The sequence below is a fragment of the Pleomorphomonas oryzae DSM 16300 genome, assembly GCF_000422965.1.
Classification (GTDB): Bacteria; Pseudomonadota; Alphaproteobacteria; order Rhizobiales; family Pleomorphomonadaceae; genus Pleomorphomonas; species Pleomorphomonas oryzae.
Map to the genome: position 1 here is coordinate 20,940 of NZ_AUHB01000013.1, position 20,715 is coordinate 41,654.

Genomic DNA, 20,715 nt, shown 5'->3' on the forward strand with positions numbered 1-20,715 from the left:
TGTATATGATATATATATGAATCTGTCATCCTGCGCGAAGGCGCAGGACCTCAGGCAGAATGGAACACCCGGCACATATCGAACTCCGGATCTACCTAGCTCTCGGCTTCCTTGCCGCGCCGCCGCTCGGCGAGCCGAACGTCCCCTTGGTGAGGAACTTCTGCGCGCCATTCTTGGACCCGGTGCGACGGCCTTCGCCGCCACCCAGGCCGGTGCCGGCCGGCTGGAAGTTGGGGATCAGGTGGTGCTTGCCGTTGCCGATCAGGTCGGCACGGCCCATCGCCTTCAGCGCCTCGCGCAATAGCGGCCAGTTTTCCGCGTCGTGATAGCGCAGGAAGGCCTTATGCAGGCGGCGCTGCTTGAGGCCCTTCACCGTCTCCACCCGCTCGGAACCGCCGCGCCGCACCGCCTTCAGCGGGTTGACGCCGGAATGGTACATGGCCGTCGACAGCGCCATCGGCGATGGCAGGAAGGTCTGCACCTGATCGGCGCGATAGCCGTTCTTCTTCAGCCACAGGGCGAGGTTCATCATGTCCTCGTCCGACGTGCCTGGATGGGCGGCGATGAAATAGGGGATCAGGAAGTATTTCTTGCCGGCCTCGGCGGCGGCCGCGTCGAACAGCTGCTTGAAGCGGTCATAGGCGCCGATGCCCGGCTTCATCATCTTGGAGAGTGGCCCGTCCTCGGTATGCTCGGGGGCGATCTTCAGGTAGCCACCGACGTGGTGGCGCACCAGCTCCTTGATATAGGTCGGGCTCTTGACGGCGAGGTCGTAGCGAACGCCGGAGGCGACCATCACCTTCTTGACGCCCGGCACCGCCCGCACCTTGCGATAGAGCTGGATCAGCGCCTCGTGGCTGGTGTTGAGGTTGGGACAGATATCCGGATAAACGCAGGACGGCTTGCGGCAGGCGCTCTCGATCTTCGGGTCCTTGCAGCCGATCCGGTACATGTTGGCGGTGGGGCCGCCGATGTCGGAGATGATGCCGGTGAAGCCCTCGGTCTTGTCGCGGATATGTTCGATTTCCTTGAGGATCGAACCTTCCGACCGGCTCTGGATCACCCTGCCCTCATGCTCGGTGATCGAGCAGAAGGAACAGCCGCCGAAGCAGCCGCGCATGATGGTCACCGAGAAGCGGATCATCTCCCAGGCGGGAATCTTGGCGTCGCCATAAACGGGGTGCGGGCCGCGCGCATAGGGCAACTCGTAGACGCCGTCCATCTCTTCGGAGGTCAGCGGGATCGGCGGCGGCGTCACCCAGAGCTCGCGGTCACCATGCCGCTGCACCAGCGGTCGGGCGTTGCCGGGATTGCTCTCACGATGGAGCACGCGGGACGCGCGGGCATAGGTCTCGGAATCCGCCTCCACCTGCTCGAAGGCCGGCAGGCGCAGCACCGTGTTCGGCCCGAGCTGGCGGGCGCCCTCGTCGGCGCTGTCGATGTCGTCGGCATGCGCTTCGGTCCAGCCGTCGGGCACGGCGTGCTTCATCAGCGCCACGCCGCGCACGTCGTCGAACGTCTGCGGGTCGCCTCCCTTGGCGATGCGGTGCGCCACCTCGACGATCGCCCGCTCGGCATTGCCGTAGAGCAGGATGTCGGCCTTGGAATCCACCAGGATCGACCGCCGTACCTTGTCCGACCAGTAGTCGTAATGGGCGATGCGGCGGAGCGACGCCTCGATGCCGCCGAGCACGATCGGCACGTCGCGGAAAGCCTCACGGCAGCGCTGCGAATAGACGATGACGGCGCGGTCGGGCCGCTTGTCGCCCTCGTTGTTCGGCGTGTAGCTGTCGTTGTGGCGGATGCGGCGGTCGGACGTGTAGCGGTTGACCATCGAATCCATGTTGCCGGAGGTCACCCCCCAGAACAGGTTGGGCTTGCCGAGCGCCTTGAAGGCGTCGGCGCTACGCCAGTCCGGCTGGGCGATGATGCCGACGCGGAAGCCCTGGGCCTCCAGAAGCCGGCCGATCACCGCCATGCCGAAGGAGGGGTGATCGACATAGGCGTCACCGGTTACCACGATCACGTCGCAGCTGTCCCAGCCGAGCGCGTCCATCTCGGCGCGGCTCTGCGGCAGGAACGGCGCCCTGCCGAAGCGGGCGGCCCAATATTTCTTGTAGGAGAAGATCGGTTTTGCGGCTTCCATCATGGCCTTGGCGTTAACAGATTTGCGGCGGCGAGGAAACGCCGCCCGTACCGCGTCCGGTGAATGCCGGACAGTGGGTTCGCCCGCAGCAAGCCACTGGGAGAACAGCCGTTCACAGGCAGAGACGGCTTACACGTATTATCCCTAATAGGAAAAACATTCAAAAAATAACAGGCACCAGGGGAATCCACCTTTGAGGTCGGCGGCGTTTTGCGCTATTGTTAAGCCATGGTCAATTTCTAAGCGATGGATTTAGTAAAAACAAAAAGCAAGCCGTTCAGGAAACGCCAGAGGCCGAGCGAAACAGAAAAGAACGATTTATGAGTTCGATTTTCATGACGTAAAGCTAGACGCCCCGAGCGAGCAGTTATACTTTAGGCAATATTTTCATAAAAAGCCGGAACAGTTTGTTCCGGCTTTTATTTTTGCCGATAATCCATCCAGAGGATGCGCGCCCGCGTTGCCATTGCTGCAAAACCGATCATGATTGCATTGAACCAGGTGTCGAAATCGACCAGCAGCTTTTCCGTGAGGATAACCGAACGCCAGGCAGGCGCCTCGGCCTCGATCAGCCCCAACGCCTGCGCCCCATGCAAGAGGTTCCATATCTGGCTTTTCGACACACTAAAGGCCGACGCGGTGGCCATCACGTCGAAAGCGACGCGGGTCGATCCGGTTTTCTGCCACTCGCGTAGCAACTCCAGCAGCATGGAATAGCCGCCGTCGCGCATGAAGAAGAAGGCGATCGACGGATACTGCTCCATGAACGCGGCGATCTGATCGGAGCGCGTCGTCCAGGCGACGCGGAACGCCAGCACGAACTCTGGTGTCGTGCGCTCCTCCTCGGTCAGATGGAACAGCCCCAGCGGCCCCAGCGGCTCGAAGCGGGACATCAGCCAGCGATGATCCTCGATCACCATCTTTTCCGTCGGCTTGAGAATGCGCTGGCGGCGATCCTCGGCCGGGTGGGTGGTGATAAGGCCGAGCTTGCGGAGGAGATGCACCAGCGCCGTCACGCGCCCGGCGCTGATACCGCCGTGATCGCCGGACAGCTTCTGCAGGCGGGTGAGCGTCAGCTCCGGCGCCGAGGGGTCAAACACATGCTGGGCATAGACCCGCATCGCAAAGCCGAAGATGAGGTGGCGCGGCAAGGTACTGATTGCCTTGTTCAAAAGCCCCGCGTCTCGAAGAAGAGCGCTCGCTCCTTCGATGAAGACGGCTTTCGCCTCATCAGCTTCCATGGCACCCCCGGCAATGACCGATAGAATATTCTACTTTAACGGTCACATTTTTCAAAGTGTGTCTCGTTCGCTTCAAAGCATGTCTATCGGGCAATTGCCCAGCTGAGCGGCACTCGCTCTCAGATTTTCCTTGCGCCAGCCCTCGCGCCGCCGCACATGCTCGCCTCCGGGTGAAGCGGAGACAGGCATGACGGACGTGGCGATCATCGGTGGCGGGCCAGCCGGGCTCATGGCGGCGGAAGTGCTGGCGACGGCCGGCTGCCGCGTCACCATCTACGACGGCATGCCCAGCGTTGCGCGAAAGCTGCTGCTGGCCGGCAAGAGCGGCCTCAATCTGACCCATTCCGAGCCTTATCAACGCTTTGTCACCCGCTATCATCCTGCCGAACACGCCCTGATCACCGCGCTCGATGCCTTCCGCCCCGACGATCTCATCGCCTGGGCCAACACCCTCGGCGCCGACTGCTTCGTCGGATCGTCCGGCCGGGTGTTCCCCAAGGCGATGAAGGCCTCGCCCTTGTTGCGCGCCTGGCTGAGGCGGCTTGCCAGCCTGGGCATCACGGTAAAAACGCGCCACCGCTGGATCGGTTTCTCAGGAAAAAACCTGATCTGCGAAACACCGGACGGACGACTTGAAGTTGCAGGCGACGCCATATTGTTCGCGCTGGGCGGTGCGTCCTGGCCCCGTCTCGGCTCGGATGCCGCCTGGGTTGAACCCTTCAGGACTGCTGGCGTCGACGTCGCCGATCTCCGCCCCGCCAACGTCGGCTTCGATGTCGCCTGGGATGGCCTGTTCATCGAGCGCTTCGCCGGCACGCCGGTGAAATCGGTGACGGCAACCTCCGACGCCGGCACCACGCCGGGCGAGTTCGTCATCTCCCGTCACGGCATCGAGGGCAGTCTGGTCTACGCTCACTCGGCCTCCTTGCGCGACCGGCTCGACCACGACGGCAAGGCGAATTTCGTCATCGATCTCGTACCCGGCCGCACCGCCGAGCGGCTCGCCCGCGACCTCGCCCGACAGGATGCCAAGGCGTCGTTCAGCAATCAGCTGAGGAAGGGCGCCGGCCTCGACGGCGTCAAGGCGACGCTGGTCAGGCTATTTTCGACCGAAGAGGAACGGCACGATCCGGCAAGGCTCACCGCCCGCCTCAAGGCGCTGCCGATCCCGCTTGTGCGGATCCGGCCGATCGAGGAAGCGATCTCCTCGGCCGGTGGCATCCGCTTCGACAGTATCGACGCCCGCTTCATGCTGAAGGCACGGCCGGGCACCTTCGTCGCCGGCGAAATGCTCGACTGGGAGGCACCGACCGGCGGCTACTTGCTGACCGCTTGCATGGCCACCGGCCGCGCCGCGGCCAGGGGCATCATCGACTGGCTGGAAAGCCGCTGAAGGTCACTTGCTGGCAGCGATCCGCCGCGCCGCAGAATCCAGCGTGTTCAGCATCAGGCAGGCGATGGTCATCGGGCCGACGCCCTTGGGCACCGGCGTGATGTGTCCGGCCACCTCGGCCACCGACGCGAAATCGACATCGCCCACCAGCTTGCCCTTGCCGTCCACCTCGATGCGGTTGATGCCGACGTCGATCACCACGGCGCCCGGCTTCACCCAATCGCCCTTCACCATCTGCGGCCGGCCAACGGCGGCCACCAGTACGTCCGCCGTACGGCAGAGCGCCGGCAGGTCGGCGGTCTTGGAATGGGCGATGGTGACGGTGGCATTCTTCTGCAAGAGAAGCTGCGCCATCGGCTTGCCGACGATGTTGGAACGGCCGATCACCACCGCATGCTTGCCGGCGAGGTTGGGCAGCACCCGGTCGATCAGCATCTGCGCGCCGCGCGGCGTGCAGGGCACAAAGCCCGGCAGACCGATGGACAGGCGCCCGGCGTTGACCGGGTGGAAGCCGTCGACGTCCTTGTCGGGATCGATCAGGCCCAGCACCTTGTCGGCATCGATCTGCTTGGGGAGCGGCAGCTGCACCAGGATGCCGTGCACGCCCGGATCGGCGTTGAGTTTGCCGACGAGCTCGAGCAGATCCGCCTCCGACGTGTTGGCCGGCAGAACATGCTCGACGCTACGGAGACCGCACTCGGCGGTCGCCTTCAGCTTGTTGCGCACATAGACGGCGCTCGCCGGATCGTCGCCGACCAGAACCACCGCCAGACCGGGAACCACGCCATAGGTCTCTTTCATCTCGGCGGCGCGGGCAGCGATATCCCGGCGAAGCTCGGCGGCGATGGCAAAGCCATCGATAATCTCAGCGACCATGGCAGTGTCCCCCTTTGAGGCTGGAGATCGGGCCTAACCAGATAAGCCCGGCAAATGCAAGCGGCCGAACAAAATCAATCGAGTAAGGTGGCAGAATGGAGGTACCCCTTCGGCCCGGGGTAATCCGCATCCGCAGCTATAACCGCTTGGCCGGCCCATAGTTTCCACCCGCGTCCTCTGTACGAGTTAGGCCAGTAGGCAGTGTGAGGGAGAACTACAAAAACCTCGCTCCCCTTTCTGCCGGAGGTAGAGCGAGCGGTTGATTTCGGGCGCCTCTGGTAGGGAGCATGATATCGGCCTCGCGCCCCATTCTGCCTGAGGTCCTCGCTTTCGCAAGGATGACACCTTGATAGAAAGGGGAAATAGCTGGAGTGGCGTCCTACAGCTTGATGCCGCATGAGCGGCAAGCGTTGCGGATGACAGTAGGATGAAAGAGGCCCCTCACCTAACCAATTGTCATCCTTATATATAATGCTGTCATCCTTGCGAAAGCGAGGACCTCAGGACGAGAACGCGAGGGGCCAATATCAGGCGCCCTTAGCTCTCCAGCGCGCCGCCGTCTTTCGCCGTCACCGAGCGCTTGTCGCCCACGATCTTGACGAGATCGTCGCCGATGCGGATGGCACGGGCGAGCACGCGGGTCAGCACCAGGCCCGGCGCCACGGCATGCACCGGCACCACGGCCGAGGCATCGCCCGGCACCGGGATCAGCTCGGCAACGAGCTGCCCGGCCCTGACCACGTCGCCCGGCTTCACGTGGAAGAAGGCCATGCCACCGACTGGCGCGCGCACCATTTCGACATAGGACTGCGGCACGCCCTTGCCGGTGAACGGCCCGACCGGCGTCGCCGCCGCGTCAGTGATCACGCCGCGGCCGACCAGGAAGCGATAGATCCCCTCGCCGTCCTTCTGGGCCGTCTCCGGCCCGACATCATGGATGCCCTTCAGCTCCACCGTCGCCACCACGCGACGCTCGAAATTGCCGGACGCAAGATGCGGCCGGAAAGCTGCCTCGTCGAACGAGGCATCGGTGCCACCCTCGAAGGTCAGCACGGCGCCGCAGTCGAGCGCGGCGGCGAGATCGGCGCTGTGCGGCCAGAGCTCCGCGGGCATGTAGAGATAGTTCGGTCCCTCGTTGTCGCAGTGGAGATCGAGCACCAGATCGGCGTCGAGCGCCAGCGTCTGCAGCGTTGCCTTGAGGCGACGATCGCAGGAGGCAGTGTCCGGTATGGCGAGGAGCGACGGATCGGGCCGGTCGATCAGCGCGAAGGCGCGGTTGAAGTTGGTGCGGTTGCCGTAGAAGAAGCGGCCCTGATGGTCGTCCCACTGGAACTGGTTGAGACCGATGGGGTTGGCGAAGGGGACGACGGTGACGGAACCCTTCAGCCGTCCCTCGGCCTCGGCATCCCTGAGCATGGGGATCAGCACATGCAGCGCCGCGACGCCCGGCAGCTCGTTGCCGTGCAGCGCCGCCTGCAGATAGGCCTTGGGCGCGGTGGGGTCGGTGCCGGTAAAATGCAGCACCGTCAGGGAATAGCTGAGGCCCGGCATGTCGCCGGGAATGGTCTCTATCGTCTTGTCCATGCCGTCCGTCCATAAAGCTTAGGTGGAGTTCCTAACACCTTGAACGGCGGCAAGGCCATGAAAAACAATGGTTCAAGAAGCGCTGACAGTCTCGGCCGACGCAGAAACCGCCAGCGTTCCCGCCGCGAACACCTTGCCGATGCCGATCACCAGCGGCTGGTCGGTGGGCACCGAGCCGAGCGCCTTGAGATCGGCAAGGCGGTGGCGTTCCAGCCGCTGGCCGCGCTGACCGACGCCGAAGCCGAACACCACCGGCGTCTCCTTCGAAAGCCCCTCGCCGATCAGCCGGTCAGCCAGCTGGCCGGCGGTGCGGCCGCCCATGTAGACCACCAGCGTCGTGTCGGGGTCGGCAAGGCCGCGCCAATCCAGCCCCTCGTCGAGCTCGCCGCTCTTGGCGTGGCCGGTAACGAAGCGCAGCGAATGGGCGGCGTCGCGATGCGTGAGCGAGGCGCCGAGCGCCGCTGCCAGCGCGATGCCGGCCGAAATGCCCGGCACCACCTCGACGGGGACACCTTCGGCGATCAGCCGCTCGATTTCCTCGCCGGCCCGGCCGAATACCATGGGGTCGCCGGCCTTGAGCCGCACCACGCGCTCGCCGGCCCGCGCCAGCTCGACCATCAGGTCGTTAATGTCGTCCTGCTTGCAGGAGGCCTTGCCGCCGCGTTTTCCCACCATGACGCGCCGTGCCTCACGACGGGCGAGTTCCAGCACGTCCGGCGACACGAGATCGTCGTAGAGCACCACGTCGGCCGATTGCAGCGCCCGCACCGCCTTGAGCGTCAGGAGTTCCGGCTCGCCGGGACCGGCACCTACCAGGATCACCTTGCCCGGCTGTTCGTCGGCATGCGCGGCGCCTTCCGCCTCGGCGATCAGGCGGGCGGTGTCGCCCTCCTCCGGCGCCGGCCCGAAGGCTCGCTCGGCGAAGCGCTCCCAGAAATTGCGGCGTGCCGCACCGGGCGCCAGGCGGGAGGTGACGGCATCGCGGATGCGGGCGGCCAGCGCGCCCCAGGCGGCGACGGCCGGCGGCAGCAGGGTTTCGATGCGGCGGCGGATCGCCTGCCCGACCACCGGGGCGGCGCCGTCGGTGGAGATGCCGATCACCACCGGCGAGCGGTTGACGATGGAGCCGAACAGCACGTCGCAGGCATCGGGCTTGTCGATGACGTTGACCAGCGCCCCGGCGGCGTGGCCGGCCGCCTGGAAAGCGGCAATCTCCTCGCCCTCCTCGCTGTCGAGCACGACCAGCGCGCTGCCGGCAAGGTCGCCCTCGACCCAGCGGCGCCGGTTGAGCGTCAGCTTGCCCGGTGGCGTGCCGCGTTCGATCACGGCGAGAAGTTCCACGTCCGGCGTCTCGGCGAACACCTGCACGTCACCGCCGGCCGCCGAGAACAGCTCTGCCTTCCAAGCCACCGCCTCCGAGCCACCAGCCACCACCACGCGCCGTCCCGTCAGATCGACGAACAGCGGCAGCCGAGCGAGCGGCTGCATGCGGGCCGGAAAGGTGCGGAGCGGGGCGCGTGCGTCGCGCTCAGTCATCTCAGGTCTCCTGGTGAGGGTTTGGTGGGCCTCGTTGCCCTAGACTATCTCATTGGCGGAGCCACGGCAGAAGAACCGCCGTGCCATTCTCCGTCCATAACCGGATTATCGTTGCCCGAATACTGGGATCGACAATCAGGTTTTTCTCGGCCTGCCAAACGAACCTCGATCCCCGGCGCCGTTGCCTTGGGGAGTTCGTCGCCGGCAGTTGGCGCCTCGAAAGGCGACACTGCCGACGACGATGGTGCGTTTTGGCCTCGTTGCTGGGCCGGTTCCCTTGGAAGGTGCGCCGTGCTCGGCCCACTCGGGTCCATAAAAAGCAGGAAGCGTGCCAGCCGTGGAATGAGCCATTCCCGTGCGAACGACGGCCGCGCGCCGCAGGCACCGCCTAATTCGGCGGCATCTGCCTATCGGTCAGCCAGCACCCATGGCGAGATCGGCCACCAGATCCATGTCGATCAGCGCCCCGCGTGCCTGGATCACCCGCGAGGCGACCAGGTGGCCATGCCGCACGGCCTCGGCCGGCGAACGGCCGCCGGCAAGGCGAGCCACAAGATAGCCGGCGTTGAAGCTGTCGCCGGCGCCGGTGGTATCCACCGGGTGATCGACGCGCTCGGCCGCCACCCAGGCATCGAGGCCGCCCGCCCTGACCAGCGTCGGGTCGGCACCGGCCTTGACGATGATCTCCTCGACGCCCAGCGCCGAGATGCGATCGGCCGTGCCCACCGCGTCGGCATCGCCATAGAGTTCGGCATCGTCGGGCGAGGTCGGCAGCGCAATGGTGGCCGCGCGGTAGCCCTCGATGACCGCCGCCGCCATGGTCGCCTTGTCGGGCCAGAGGCGCGGCCGGAGGTTGGGGTCGAATACCACCTGGCCGCCGCGTGCCCGCACCTTGGCCAGCGACATGAATAGCGTGCGCCGATGCTCTGATGACAGGATGGCCAGGGTGATGCCGGAGAAATAGGCCACGTCGACATCGGCAAGCGCCGCGTCGAGGCGGGCGCCGACCGAGGCCAAGAGCTTGGCGGCGGAGTCGTTGCGCCAGTAGGTGAACGAGCGTTCGGCGCCATTGAGGGTGATGAGATAGAGGCCGACGGTGCGATCGGCGATCCGTTCGACGGCCGAGGCGTCGATGCCGGCACCGGTAATGAAGCGGATCATCTCGTCGGACAGGGCATCGGTACCGACGCCGGTCACGTATTTGACCAGTGCGTGCTGGCGATCGAGAAGCGCCCTGAGATACCAGGCGGTGTTGAGCGTATCGCCGGCAAAGCCACGCCGATAGAGGCCGCTCTCCAGCGGCGCCAGTTCGACCATGCATTCGCCAATGCTGGCAAAGCGTGCCGCCATCGTTTCCTCCCCCAAAATGGACGGCAAACCTATGCTGGCCTCAGGAGGCGATCAAGGTCGCAACCTGACGGATGCAAGGCATTGAACAGTCCGTTAGGAGCATCGAACCGAAAAGTGGCATCCGGTTTTCGGAAAATCCGATGCGATAACAAAGAACGAGATCTTCACCTTGCGTCCGTCAGGACGCATGACGATCTCGGCGAAGGCATTGCTAAAAATGGCGACGCGCCGGGTGGGGGACCCGGCGCGTCGATGGTCGGCCGTTAGGCGGGGACGGGGGGAGGGGCAACCCGCCTCAGAGCACGACCAGGGTTTTCTCGATGTTGCCACGCGTCGCATGGCTGTAGGGGCAGACCACGTCGGCCTTCTTGACCAGATCCTCGACCACGGCGCGATCGAGACCCGGTACCTTGATCTCCAGCTTGGCGGTGATGCCGAAGCCGGCGCCATCGTCACGCGGGCCGATGCCGATGCTGGCATCGATCGACGCGTCGGCGGGAATGGTCACCTTTTCCTTGGAGGCCACGAACTTCAGCGCACCCATGAAGCAGGCCGAATAGCCGGCGGCGAACAGCTGCTCCGGGTTGGTGCCCTGCCCGCTGTCGCCACCCAATTCCTTCGGCGTCGACAGATCGATCTTCAGACGACCGTCGCTGGTCTCCGAATGACCGGTACGGCCGCCGATCGTGTGGGCATGGGCAGTATAGAGAACGTTCATGGCTTCCTCGCCTGTTTGTGTTCCGATGCCCACATTAATTGCGCGCAATTTAATTACGAGCAATTCACAATTCCGTGAACTCAAGCGTTTTCCGCTGAGAAAACGTGACTTGCACCGTATAGTGACCCCCGAACTCGGCGGGACAACGCCGAAAGCCATAAAAAGTTCCAACCTCGGACCGAAATGACCAGCGCCCCCAAGCTCTCCGACCAGCTCTGCTTTGCCGCCTATTCCTTCACCCATGCCCTTAATCGCGCCTACCGGCCTCTCTTGGAGCCGCTCGGCCTCACCTACCCGCAGTATCTTGTCATGCTGGTCTTGTGGGAGGCTGACGGGCAGACGGTGAAGGAGATCGGCGAACGGCTGAAGCTCGACTCCGGCACGCTGACGCCGCTGCTGAAGCGGCTGGAGACGATCGGCTACCTCACGCGTCGGCGCGGCCGCCAGGACGAGCGGCAGGTGATCATCCACCTTACCGACGAGGGGCGGGCGCTGTCGGAAAAGGCGGCCGAGGTGCCGGTCGCGCTCGGCTGCGCCATGGGCGCCGAATGGGGCGAGATCGCCGAACTGCGCGAACACCTCCTCACCCTCCGCGATCGCCTCGCCGACGCCGGTTGCGCCGTGGGCGAGCCGGAGGACTGAGCCCCTCAGGCGAGCCTTAGGCCCGCCTCGTCGAACAGATGCAGATCATCCGGCGCGAAGGAGAGACGCACGCTTTCGCCGGTCCGCAAAGCGTGCTGGCCGGCCAGCACCGCCTGCAGGCGCTCGCCGGTGGCGGTGCGGCTATGGATCACCGTTTCAGAGCCCAAGGCTTCGACCAGCGCCACCTCTACCGGCACGCCAGCCTCACTGTCGCCGGCCAGCGAAATATGCTGCGGCCGCAGCCCGATGCTGACGGCCTGCCCCGCCACGGCGCCCGCCGCCGGGCGCGGCAACGCCACCGTCGTCCCCATCAGCGACACCGACGCCGCCACCTCCCCCACCTCGACCACGGTTCCCTTGACGAAATTCATGCTGGGCGCGCCGATGAAGCCGGCAACGAAGCGGTTGGCCGGCCGATTGTAGAGGTCGAGCGGGGTGCCCACCTGCTCGACGCGCCCCTTGCGCAGCACGACGATGCGGCTCGCCAGCGTCATCGCCTCGATCTGGTCGTGCGTCACATAGATCATGGTGGTCTTGAGCCGGTCGTGCAGGGCCGACAGCTCGGCGCGCATGGAGATGCGCAGTTCGGCGTCGAGATTGCTGAGCGGCTCATCGAGCAGGAAGGCGGTGGGATTGCGCACGATGGCCCGGCCGATGGCGACGCGCTGGCGCTGGCCGCCCGACAACTGGCCGGGACGCCGGCCGAGATAGTCGCCGATCTCCAGCATGCGCGCCGCTTCGGCGATCCGCTTGTCGATCTCGGCGCGCGGCATGCGGGCGTTCTCCAGGCCGAAGGCCAGGTTCTGCCGAACGCTCATATGCGGATAGAGCGCATAGGACTGAAACACCATGGCGAGGCCGCGATCGGCCGCCGGCACGCTGTTGACCAGCTTGCCGTCGATGCGGATGTCACCGCTGGTCGGGCGGTCGAGCCCGGCGATCTGGCGCAACAGCGTCGACTTGCCGCAGCCGGACGGGCCGACGAAGACGACGAACTCGCCATCCTCGATGTCGAGGTCGATGTCGTGCAGTACGCCGTAAGCGCCGAATGACTTGCAGACTTTTTCGAGCGTGATCCGGCTCATGTGACGTGTTCCCTCATTTCAGTCCGGATGTGGCGATGCCGCGCGTGATGAACCGCTGCAGGAAGACGAAGACCAGCACCACCGGGATCATGGTGACCACCGTCATCGCCAGGATGTAGTGCCATTGCACGTTGAGCTGGCCGGCATAGACGTTGAGGCCGACCTGCAGCGTGTAGAGCTGCGATTGGTTGAGCACGATCAGCGGCCACAGGAAGTCGTTCCAGCGCCAGACCACCGAGAAGATGGCGAGCACCGCCAGCGCCGGCGCGGCGAGCGGCAGCACGATGCGCCAGTAAATCTGCCATTCCGACGCCTTGTCCATGCGGGCGGCATCGATCAGCTCGTCGGGAATGGTCAGCATATACTGGCGCAGCAGGAACACGCCGGTCGGCGTCGCCACCGTCGGCCAGATCACGCCCCACAGCGAGTTGAACAGGCCGAGCGCCGAGATCATCGAATAGAGTGGCACCATGATCACCCCGAGCGGCACCATCAGCGTGCCGACGATGACGATCAGGATCAGCGACTGGCCGCGGAACTTGTATTTGGCGAGCGCAAAGGCCGCCATGGAGTTGATGAGCAAGGTGACCGCGGTGGCCATCACCGTCACGAACACCGAGTTCCACAGGAAGCGAAGAAAGTCGAAATGGACGAAGGGCTCGGTATAGTTGGAGGTGGCAAAGGACACCTTCTCCACCGGCTTGCGGTCGGCGATGTTGACCTTGACGATGGCTCCCGGCACCTTGGGATCGACCATCTGGGCGATGATGCCGATGCGCCTGACCTCGGCGAGGATGACGGTTTTCCCGTCGGCCTGCTTCACCTCGTAGAGCGGCAGCGGGCGGTCGTAGCCGGCAACACTCACCTCCTCCGTCACATAGGGCAGCAGCGTCGGTGGGAAATCGGCAAGCGCCGCCGGGGTCTTGAAGGACGACAGAACCAGCCAGACCGCCGGTCCGAACATCACCAGAAGGCCGCCGATCAGCCAGACCCAGGTGACGATGTCGGTCCAGTGCCAGCGGTCGCCGCCGCGCCGGCGCGTCAGGAAGGCGAGAACATGACCCATCATCGCTCTCCTTGCTTCTCTTTGCGGCGGGAGGCCGCCATCTGCGCCAGCGTCAGCACCACCAGCACGGCGCCCATCAGGATCGAGGCGGCGGCGGCAAGGCCGGGATCGCGCAGGTCGGAGGCGAAGCCCTTCTCGTAGATGTATTGGGTGAGATACATGGTGCTGGTGCCGGGGCCGCCGCCGGTCAGCACATAGGCCTCGTCGAACACCTGCACCGAGCGGATCAGCCCGAGCACCAGCACCACAATGAGATTGGGCATCAGGAGCGGCAGGGTGATGCGGAAGAACACCCGTGTCCGCCGCGTGCCGTCCATCTCGGCGGCTTCATAGAGATCCTTGGGAATGGCTTGCAGGCCGGCCAGCAGGATCAGCGCGAAGAAGCCGACGCGCGCCCAGATGGTGACGCCTACGGCTGCGACAAAGGCGGCGTTGCGATCGGTCAGCCAGCTGTAGGGTTCGAAGCCGAACAGGTCGTAGAGCACCAGGTTGAGCAAGCCCTGGCGCTGCAGGATCCAGCGCCAGATCAGTCCGACCACCACCGGCGACAGCAGCACCGGAAAGAAGAACACCGCGCGCCAGAAGCTGCGACCGGCGATTTCCCGATTGAGCACCAAGGCAGTGATCAGCGCCGTCAGGATCATCAGTGCCACCTGCACCACGACGAACAGTGCCGTATTGCGCGTGGCAATCCAGAAACCGTCCTCCACGCAGGTGCTGGGATCGACATAGCTGCGACAGTCGAGGAGATCGCGATATTGCGCCGCCCCGACATAGAAGCGCTGATCGAGGAAGATCTCCGAGCCGCCGGTCATCGAGTAGACGAAGTTGATGACGAAGGGCACCAGCACGAAGATGCCGAACACCGCCATGTTGGGCAGCAGGAAGAAGGAGGCCATGCCGGTGAGGCCGGTGAGCCGCTGCCAGGCCCGGAGCGGCATGTCGATCACCTGCATGGCCGCCTTGACCGGGACCATCATCAGGCCGCCCAGCCAGCCGGCCGGCAGCGCGTCTTTCCCCTGGTGTCGGTTGCTCATGCGATATCCGTCCGGAAGCTGCGAGGGAGCCGGCGTGCGCCTGCCGGAGAACGTGCGGCCCGGTTTCCGAGGTCGGCACGGTTCATCCGTGAGGTCGGCACGCCGGCCTGTGGTCTCGTATCTTACTTGGCCTCGGCGACCTTGGCGGCGACATCGGAATCGATGCGCTTGAAGGCGTCATCGAGGCTAAGCTCGCCGGCCACCGCCTGGCTGACGCGTGTCACCAGCGCACCGTAGTAGGTATCCGACCACTTCCAGCCCGGCAGCTTGAGGGCGACCGGCGACGTGGTGGTCGATGCGGCGACGAAGGCTTTCAGAGCCGCCTTCACCTGCGGGTCGTCGGACTTGAAGTCGAGCCCGCCGGCGATCACTTCCTTGTTGGCCGGCAGGAACAGCGTGCGCTCGGCAAACTCCTTGGCGACCGGGGTCGAGGCGAGATAGTCCATCACCTTGGCCACGTCCTCGGGGTTCTTGGTGGCCTTGACGGCGACCAGACCGGCGCCGCCCGGCATGCCGGTGCAGGTGGCCGGGCCGCAGGGACTGCCCGTCGCCACCCAGTCGAAGGCATTGCCGATCTTGGTGGCGAAGTTCGGGATCTGCCAGGAGCCGGAATAGTAATAGACCAGCTGGCCGTTGATGAAGTCCTCGGAGGCCGCGCGATAGGTGGTGCCGGCCGCCGAGACGTAGACGTCCTTGGAGGCGGCGCCATCATTGTTCCACTTCACGAAGTCGCTGATGAAGGCCTTGGTTGCCGCGTCGATCGGCATCGGCTTGCCGTCGGCGTCCATGTAGTTGCCGCCGTAGGACAGGGCGGGTCCGGTCAGGCGATGACCCGAGCGGTCGAGCGCGATGGCATAGGGAACCTTCTGATTGTCGGCCACCTTCTTGGCGGCGGCCACCCAGTCGCTCCAGGTCGCCTTGGCGTCCGGCAGCGGCACGCCGGCCTGATCGAACAGCGTCTTGTTGGCGAAGCCGCCGGTCAGGGTGATCTGCGTCATGAAGCCGGTGATGGCCTTGGAGCCATCCGGCCGCATCCAATCGGCCTGATCGCCATAGTTCTTGACCCAGAAATCAGCGTCCTTGAGATAGGGTGTCATGTCGAGCCAATATTGCGACAGCGCCTTCAGCGCAGTGACGCGGGCGATATCCGGGCCGTTGCCGCCGGCGAGCTGCACCGGCAACTGATCCTTGACGGTGCCGTAGGCCACGTCGTCGATGGTGACGTGAACGTCCGGATTGGCCTTCATGAAGCGGTCAATCAGGTCGTGAAACACCTGTCCCTCGACGCCATCGGAATACCACATGATCCGGACGTCGCCGGCCCAGGCGGTGGACGTAAGCAGCCCCATGGCCGCCGCGGCAAGTATGACTTTCCTCATGGTCTCTCCTCCCCTTTGAGATGGACGGATCTCCAGGCCGTCCACCGGCGGTTCCGATTGGACCCGCCTCTTGCTTTCAGCTTGGCCGAGCCAGCGGTCCCGACGGCAGATGCGTGGCCTCTCCCGTCACGGTCCAGTCGGCGGGGTCGACACTGCGGCCCTCCGCTTCGATGCGGCCATCGGCATGCAGGCGCACGCGGCCATATTCCGGATCGGCGATCACCAGCGTGCCGCCCTCTTCCTCCGTGAGCGTCAGGCCGGCAAAGGTGTTGATGAAGTCCTCGGGCGAGGCATGACGCGACGCCTCGCCGAGCCGCACGATCCAAACGGCCTTGCGACCGGGGAGGCGCAGCTCGTTGCCGGCCGTCGGCCCTTCCGCCACCTCCTCGAAGGGCGCGTGACCCTTGAGGAGAACGAGGCCGTCGCCACAGGCGGCCATCGCCACATCGCCCTTGACCTCCGTGCGGTCGAAGGCCAGACGCGGGAACCAGCAATGGGTGAAGCCCGGCTGTTCCTCGGCGCAGGTGAAGATCATCACGGCCAAGCCGCGATAGTGATGGAGGCGCGGCAGCGCGCCCGAGCCGCCCCAGTAGGACGGACGGCCATAGCCGGAATGAATCACCTCGCCCGGATGGTTGATCCAGATCTGGGCGTCGGGATTGGCGCCGAGCCGCAGATGCAGCACCGTTTCCTGGTAGCCCCACTCGCCCCAGCGATAATGGGCAGCACTGCCAACGGCGAAGGCGGCCGTCTTGTAGTGGTAGAGCTTGGCCATGCGGTTCTGGCCCTGGGCGAACACCCATTCCTGGGCGCCCTCCCACGTGAAGTCGGCGACGGCGGCGAGCTCCGGCAACTCAAGGCCATGATCGCGCAGGCAGAGCGCCAGTTGCGGCAGCGCATGCACGCGGCGGCCGTAGTTGCCCCTGCCCCAGAGAAGCCGGGCGACGCCCGACAATTCCAGCGACGACGAGGCGCGTAGCGTGTGTTCGTAGGAGCGCCCCTGAGCTCCGGTCAGTACACCATGATGGGCCGACCGGGCGATGACGGTAACGAGACGGGCAATCGCCTTGCCGGCCCGGCCGCGTACGTCGGCGTCGGGCGCCAGTGCGTAGAGCGTGGTGAGCCCCTTGAGGTCGATCGGGAAATAGGGTGCCGAATTGAACTCGGCCATTTCCCATTCCTCGAAATGATCGAGCCAGGCCCGCACCCGGCCAAGGCCCACGCCGCTCTGCTCCCGGCCCGTACGCCCGGAACGCACGAAGCGATCGTCCGGCAGCAGCGCGCCGGCCAGATAGGCAGCGGTGTGGAACAGCAGCGCGTGATTTTCCGAGAAATACCACTGCACATCGTTGCCGGGCTCGTCCATCCAGTAGCGATAGGCGAGAATGGCCCGGTCCACCCGCGCCCGCACCTCCGGCGCCATGTCCTTGCCGTAGACGATCCGGCTCCACAGAAGCGGCACCAGGGCGAAGTCGGCACAGTCGTGACAGTCCTCGATGGTCGGCAGGAAGGAGAGGATCATGGCGTCGGTCTCGGCGCCAGGCCGGCCCGAGGCGAGGCGCGCCAGCGCGGTCACCGTGTCCGCCTCGCCATGCAGCGACACCTCATCGAGAGCCTCCACGATGCGCGCCTCACGCGTCGCCGGCGCCGCCCCTTGGCGAACCGTGTGGCAGATCTCGACACCGAACACCCGCGTTGCCGTGAAGGCGCCGACGCTGAGGGCGACGTGGAAGTGGCGGAAGTCCGCCGGCAGCGTTTCCGCCCCGGCGAGCGCGAGACGGCCGGCGCCGGCCTCGAGCCGTGTCTTTATGCGCGGCTTGTCCTCGCGCGACATGAAGTCGCCTTCGATGACGATCGAGGCGTCCGCCGCAAAGGACAGCGGCGTGGGGATGAGCAGAGCGATCTCCTCGTTCTTGTAGACGGGTCGCTCGAAATGCATGCCGTCGAGCGCCGCTTCCAGCTCAGCCGCCGCATCGGCCTTCACCGGCAGCGGCAGCGCCTGCTCGGCCTTGGGGCCGGCGATATAGTCGAGCTCGAAGAAATAGCGGGCGTCGCGTTCGGCGAGATCGTCGAACCAGATGGCGATGTCGTTGAGCCCGGCCTTCAGCGAGACGGAGAACTCCGTCTTGACCTCGAGATTACGGACGTAGTCGGCCATGAAGCCGACTTCCTCCCCGTTGACGAACAGGATGGCGCCGCCGCAGGTGCCGAGGCGCAGCCGCGCCTCACCGGCGCTCTCCGCCCAGATCGCCGTGCGCGCCCAGGTGCCGATCACCATCGGGCGGAACCAGAAGCCGGAGAGATCGACGCGCGGCGAGCCGAAGGGTAGCCAGAACCGGTCGAGCTGGAACTCGGTGGTGATCGCCGGGCGCTTGCCGCGCCGTTCGAGGCCGAAGGCGGTGCGGCAGGGATATTCGTGTGGAATGAAGTTCTTGTGCTTGGTCAGGAAGAAGAACGGATCCATCTCGCCCTGCATGGGCTGATCCGGCACGTCGTAGCGCGCTTCCTGGATGGCGCCGAGCTGCCAATAGGTGATTGGCGCACCCGATGCCAGCGGGCGGCGAAGGTGATCGAGGGCGGGCGAGGACGACACAGCGATGTTCATTTGAGATCTGCCACGGCAACGGGGGTCACGTCGGTATAGGCCTGATTTTCGCCGGTCATGCCCCAGACGAAGGCATAGGGACCGGTGCCGGCGCCCATGTGGATCGACCAGGCCGGCGACAGCACGACGTCGCCGCCGGCAACGATCAGGCTGCGCGTCTCGTCCGGCCGGCCCATCAGGTGGATCACCCGATCCTCGGGGGCGAGGTCGAAATAGCAATAGGCCTCCATCCGCCGTTCATGAAGGTGCGGCGGCATGGTGTTCCAGACGCTGCCGGGGGCGAGATCGGTGATGCCCATCAACAGCAGGCAGGAGGGCGCGACCTCCGGGTGGATATACATCCGGAGGCGTCGCTGATTGGAGCGCGCGGCATCGCCAAGGTCGAGCGGCTTAGCCTCGCTCTGGGCGATCAGACGGTGCGGGATGTCGCGGCCAGCCGGCACCGAATTCATGTAGAAGCGGGCCGGCTTGGCACCGTCGACGCTTTCCAGTGTCACCTCGCGGGCGCCGCGCCCAACATAGAGGATATCGCGGTTGCCGAGCGCAAAGGTGGCGCCATCCACCGTCACGCGGCCTGCCCCGCCGAGGTTGGCGATGCCCATCTCGCGGGCGGTGAAGAACAGGGGCGTGCCCACCTCGGTGCCATCGCCGAAGGTCAGCGGCACGGTCGTCGGCATGGCGGCGCCGACGATCAGCCGATCGATATGGGTATAGGCGAAGTGGATCTCGCCCGGCCGGAACAGACTCTCCACCAAGAATTCCGCCCTGAGGCGTTTGGTGTCGAAGCCGGCGATGTCGGTCGGCGACGCGCCGTAGATCACGCGCATGCTCATCACTCCTCGATGCCCACGTGGTGCAGCCCTTCGGCCAAGCAGAGAATGGCGAGCGCCTGCCCGTAGCCGGTGGGCTGGATGGGAATGTCCTTGTAGAATTGCAGGTCGTGGCCCATGCGCGTGCCGTAGGACACGTTGGCCACCGTTCCATCGGGACCGATATCAGCCATGACGCGGGCGAGCGCCCTGAGGCCGGCCTCGCGGCAGCCGGCAGGGCCGATGCCAAGGCGCGCCGCCTTCATCAGGCCATAGCCGATGGCGGCCGTCGCCGACGTCTCCTCGTAGGAGGTGGCATCGTCGAGCAGCGTGTGCCAGGCACCGGAGGGAGCCTGCAGAGGAAGAAGGGCGGATATCTGCGCTTCCAGCACACCCAGGAGGAAGGTGCGCACCGGCGCCGGAATATCCGCCAGTTCGATGAGATCCAGGATGGCAACGGTGATCCAGCTGTTGCCGCGGCCCCAGAGGGCGCGGGCGAAATTATGCCGGCCGTCGAAGGTCCAGCCGTGGAACCACAGGCCGGAGTGGGGATCGGCGAGATAGCGGGTGTGCAGCAGGAACTGGTGGCAGGCCTCGTCGACGAGATCCTGCCGGCCGCTGGCCTCGCCATAGGAGGCAAGGAACAGCCCGACCATCACCAGCGTGTCGTCCCAGAGCTCCTGGTCGTTGATTTTGTCGGAGACGATATGCGGCAGCCCTCGCTCCGACGTGCGTGGCATGTCCAGCACCCGGTTGGCCCAGTCGTCCATCACAGGCTGCCAGCGCGGATCGCGGGTCTGCCGCCACAGGAGCGACAGCGCCAGCATCGGGGCGGTGGTATTGACGTTGAGGGCCGGCAGTCCAGCAGCGAGGCGGGCCTCGTACCAGCCTTCGATCACGGCGCGCAGCTTGACGTCGCCAGTGTGCTGCCAGAGGCGGACCAGGCCATAGAGCCCGATGCCCTGCGGCCATTCCCAGGAATGGAAGCTGATGTAGTCGCCAGCGGTACCGTCGAGGTTGGGCTCGTTGAAGCGGCCGTCATGGCGCAGCTTCGTCATGCCATCGACAAGCAAGGTCAGTCGTTCACGCAACGCGTGCCCGTCGAGGATCATGTCCCGCCTCCCAACGTTCCTCCGCCGCCTCCTGTGCCCTAGCTCCTGTGTCTTGGGGCATCCCGTGCGGCTTGATGAAAGCGTCTCACAGAGAAAAAACTTGCGCAATCTGAAAATTTTTTGCAGTTTGGCGCTG

Annotated in this window: 16 protein-coding genes; 2 read left to right on the forward strand and 14 right to left on the reverse strand. The window is 65.3% G+C overall.

Annotated elements, in window-relative coordinates:
- Nucleotides 1–91: 91 nt before the first annotated feature.
- Complete coding sequence (locus tag G522_RS27735; RefSeq protein ID WP_051228913.1) at nucleotides 92–2,146, reverse strand: YgiQ family radical SAM protein; 2,055 nt, start codon at nucleotides 2,144–2,146, stop codon at nucleotides 92–94.
- Nucleotides 2,147–2,565: 419 nt separating this feature from the next.
- Nucleotides 2,566–3,387, reverse strand: coding sequence for a hypothetical protein (locus tag G522_RS0119445; protein WP_026792473.1), 822 nt, complete (start codon nucleotides 3,385–3,387; stop codon nucleotides 2,566–2,568).
- Nucleotides 3,388–3,574: 187 nt separating this feature from the next.
- On the opposite strand from G522_RS0119445, the gene G522_RS0119450 reads away from it, so the two are divergent.
- Nucleotides 3,575–4,780, forward strand: coding sequence for a TIGR03862 family flavoprotein (locus G522_RS0119450; RefSeq protein ID WP_026792474.1), 1,206 nt, complete (start codon nucleotides 3,575–3,577; stop codon nucleotides 4,778–4,780).
- A gap of 3 nt (nucleotides 4,781–4,783) precedes the next feature.
- On the opposite strand, the gene folD is transcribed toward G522_RS0119450, so the two are convergent.
- From folD to G522_RS0119475, 5 genes are all read right to left on the reverse strand, one after another.
- On the reverse strand, nucleotides 4,784–5,656 hold the full coding sequence (folD, locus tag G522_RS0119455) for a bifunctional methylenetetrahydrofolate dehydrogenase/methenyltetrahydrofolate cyclohydrolase FolD (protein ID WP_026792475.1): 873 nt from the start codon (nucleotides 5,654–5,656) through the stop codon (nucleotides 4,784–4,786).
- Between the two features lie 537 nt (nucleotides 5,657–6,193).
- Nucleotides 6,194–7,240 (reverse strand): succinylglutamate desuccinylase/aspartoacylase domain-containing protein, encoded by a 1,047-nt coding sequence (locus G522_RS0119460; RefSeq protein WP_026792476.1) that lies wholly within the window; start codon nucleotides 7,238–7,240, stop codon nucleotides 6,194–6,196.
- Between the two features lie 72 nt (nucleotides 7,241–7,312).
- Nucleotides 7,313–8,776 carry a siroheme synthase CysG gene (gene cysG / locus G522_RS27740; protein ID WP_051228875.1) on the reverse strand — a complete coding sequence of 488 codons (1,464 nt, stop codon included), beginning with the start codon at nucleotides 8,774–8,776 and terminating at the stop codon, nucleotides 7,313–7,315.
- Between the two features lie 414 nt (nucleotides 8,777–9,190).
- Nucleotides 9,191–10,126, reverse strand: a complete 936-nt coding sequence (locus G522_RS0119470; protein ID WP_026792477.1) for a sugar kinase — start codon at nucleotides 10,124–10,126, stop codon at nucleotides 9,191–9,193.
- A gap of 295 nt (nucleotides 10,127–10,421) precedes the next feature.
- Entirely contained in the window at nucleotides 10,422–10,844 is a 423-nt protein-coding gene (locus G522_RS0119475) for an organic hydroperoxide resistance protein (protein WP_026792478.1), read from the reverse strand.
- A 183-nt stretch (nucleotides 10,845–11,027) separates the two neighbouring features.
- On the opposite strand from G522_RS0119475, the gene G522_RS27745 reads away from it, so the two are divergent.
- Nucleotides 11,028–11,486, forward strand: coding sequence for a MarR family winged helix-turn-helix transcriptional regulator (locus G522_RS27745; protein ID WP_036840116.1), 459 nt, complete (start codon nucleotides 11,028–11,030; stop codon nucleotides 11,484–11,486).
- Nucleotides 11,487–11,491: 5 nt separating this feature from the next.
- On the opposite strand, the gene G522_RS0119485 is transcribed toward G522_RS27745, so the two are convergent.
- From G522_RS0119485 to bglB, 7 genes are all read right to left on the reverse strand, one after another.
- Nucleotides 11,492–12,571, reverse strand: a complete 1,080-nt coding sequence (locus G522_RS0119485) for an ABC transporter ATP-binding protein (protein ID WP_026792479.1) — start codon at nucleotides 12,569–12,571, stop codon at nucleotides 11,492–11,494.
- Nucleotides 12,572–12,584: 13 nt separating this feature from the next.
- Entirely contained in the window at nucleotides 12,585–13,637 is a 1,053-nt protein-coding gene (locus G522_RS0119490) for a carbohydrate ABC transporter permease (protein ID WP_026792480.1), read from the reverse strand.
- A complete protein-coding gene (locus tag G522_RS0119495) occupies nucleotides 13,637–14,674 on the reverse strand; it encodes a carbohydrate ABC transporter permease (protein WP_036840117.1) in 1,038 nt (345 codons plus the stop codon). Before G522_RS0119495 ends, G522_RS0119490 begins: the two co-directional genes overlap by 1 nt.
- A 122-nt stretch (nucleotides 14,675–14,796) precedes the next feature.
- Nucleotides 14,797–16,053, reverse strand: coding sequence for an ABC transporter substrate-binding protein (locus G522_RS0119500; RefSeq protein WP_026792482.1), 1,257 nt, complete (start codon nucleotides 16,051–16,053; stop codon nucleotides 14,797–14,799).
- 76 nt (nucleotides 16,054–16,129) lie between these two features.
- A complete protein-coding gene (locus G522_RS0119505) occupies nucleotides 16,130–18,658 on the reverse strand; it encodes a hypothetical protein (RefSeq protein ID WP_036840119.1) in 2,529 nt (842 codons plus the stop codon).
- Nucleotides 18,655–19,491, reverse strand: a complete 837-nt coding sequence (kduI, locus tag G522_RS0119510) for a 5-dehydro-4-deoxy-D-glucuronate isomerase (protein ID WP_026792484.1) — start codon at nucleotides 19,489–19,491, stop codon at nucleotides 18,655–18,657. The genes G522_RS0119505 and kduI overlap by 4 nt, the downstream gene beginning before the upstream one ends.
- Entirely contained in the window at nucleotides 19,491–20,579 is a 1,089-nt protein-coding gene (gene bglB / locus G522_RS0119515; RefSeq protein ID WP_026792485.1) for a beta-galactosidase BglB, read from the reverse strand. Before bglB ends, kduI begins: the two co-directional genes overlap by 1 nt.
- Nucleotides 20,580–20,715 lie beyond the last annotated feature (136 nt).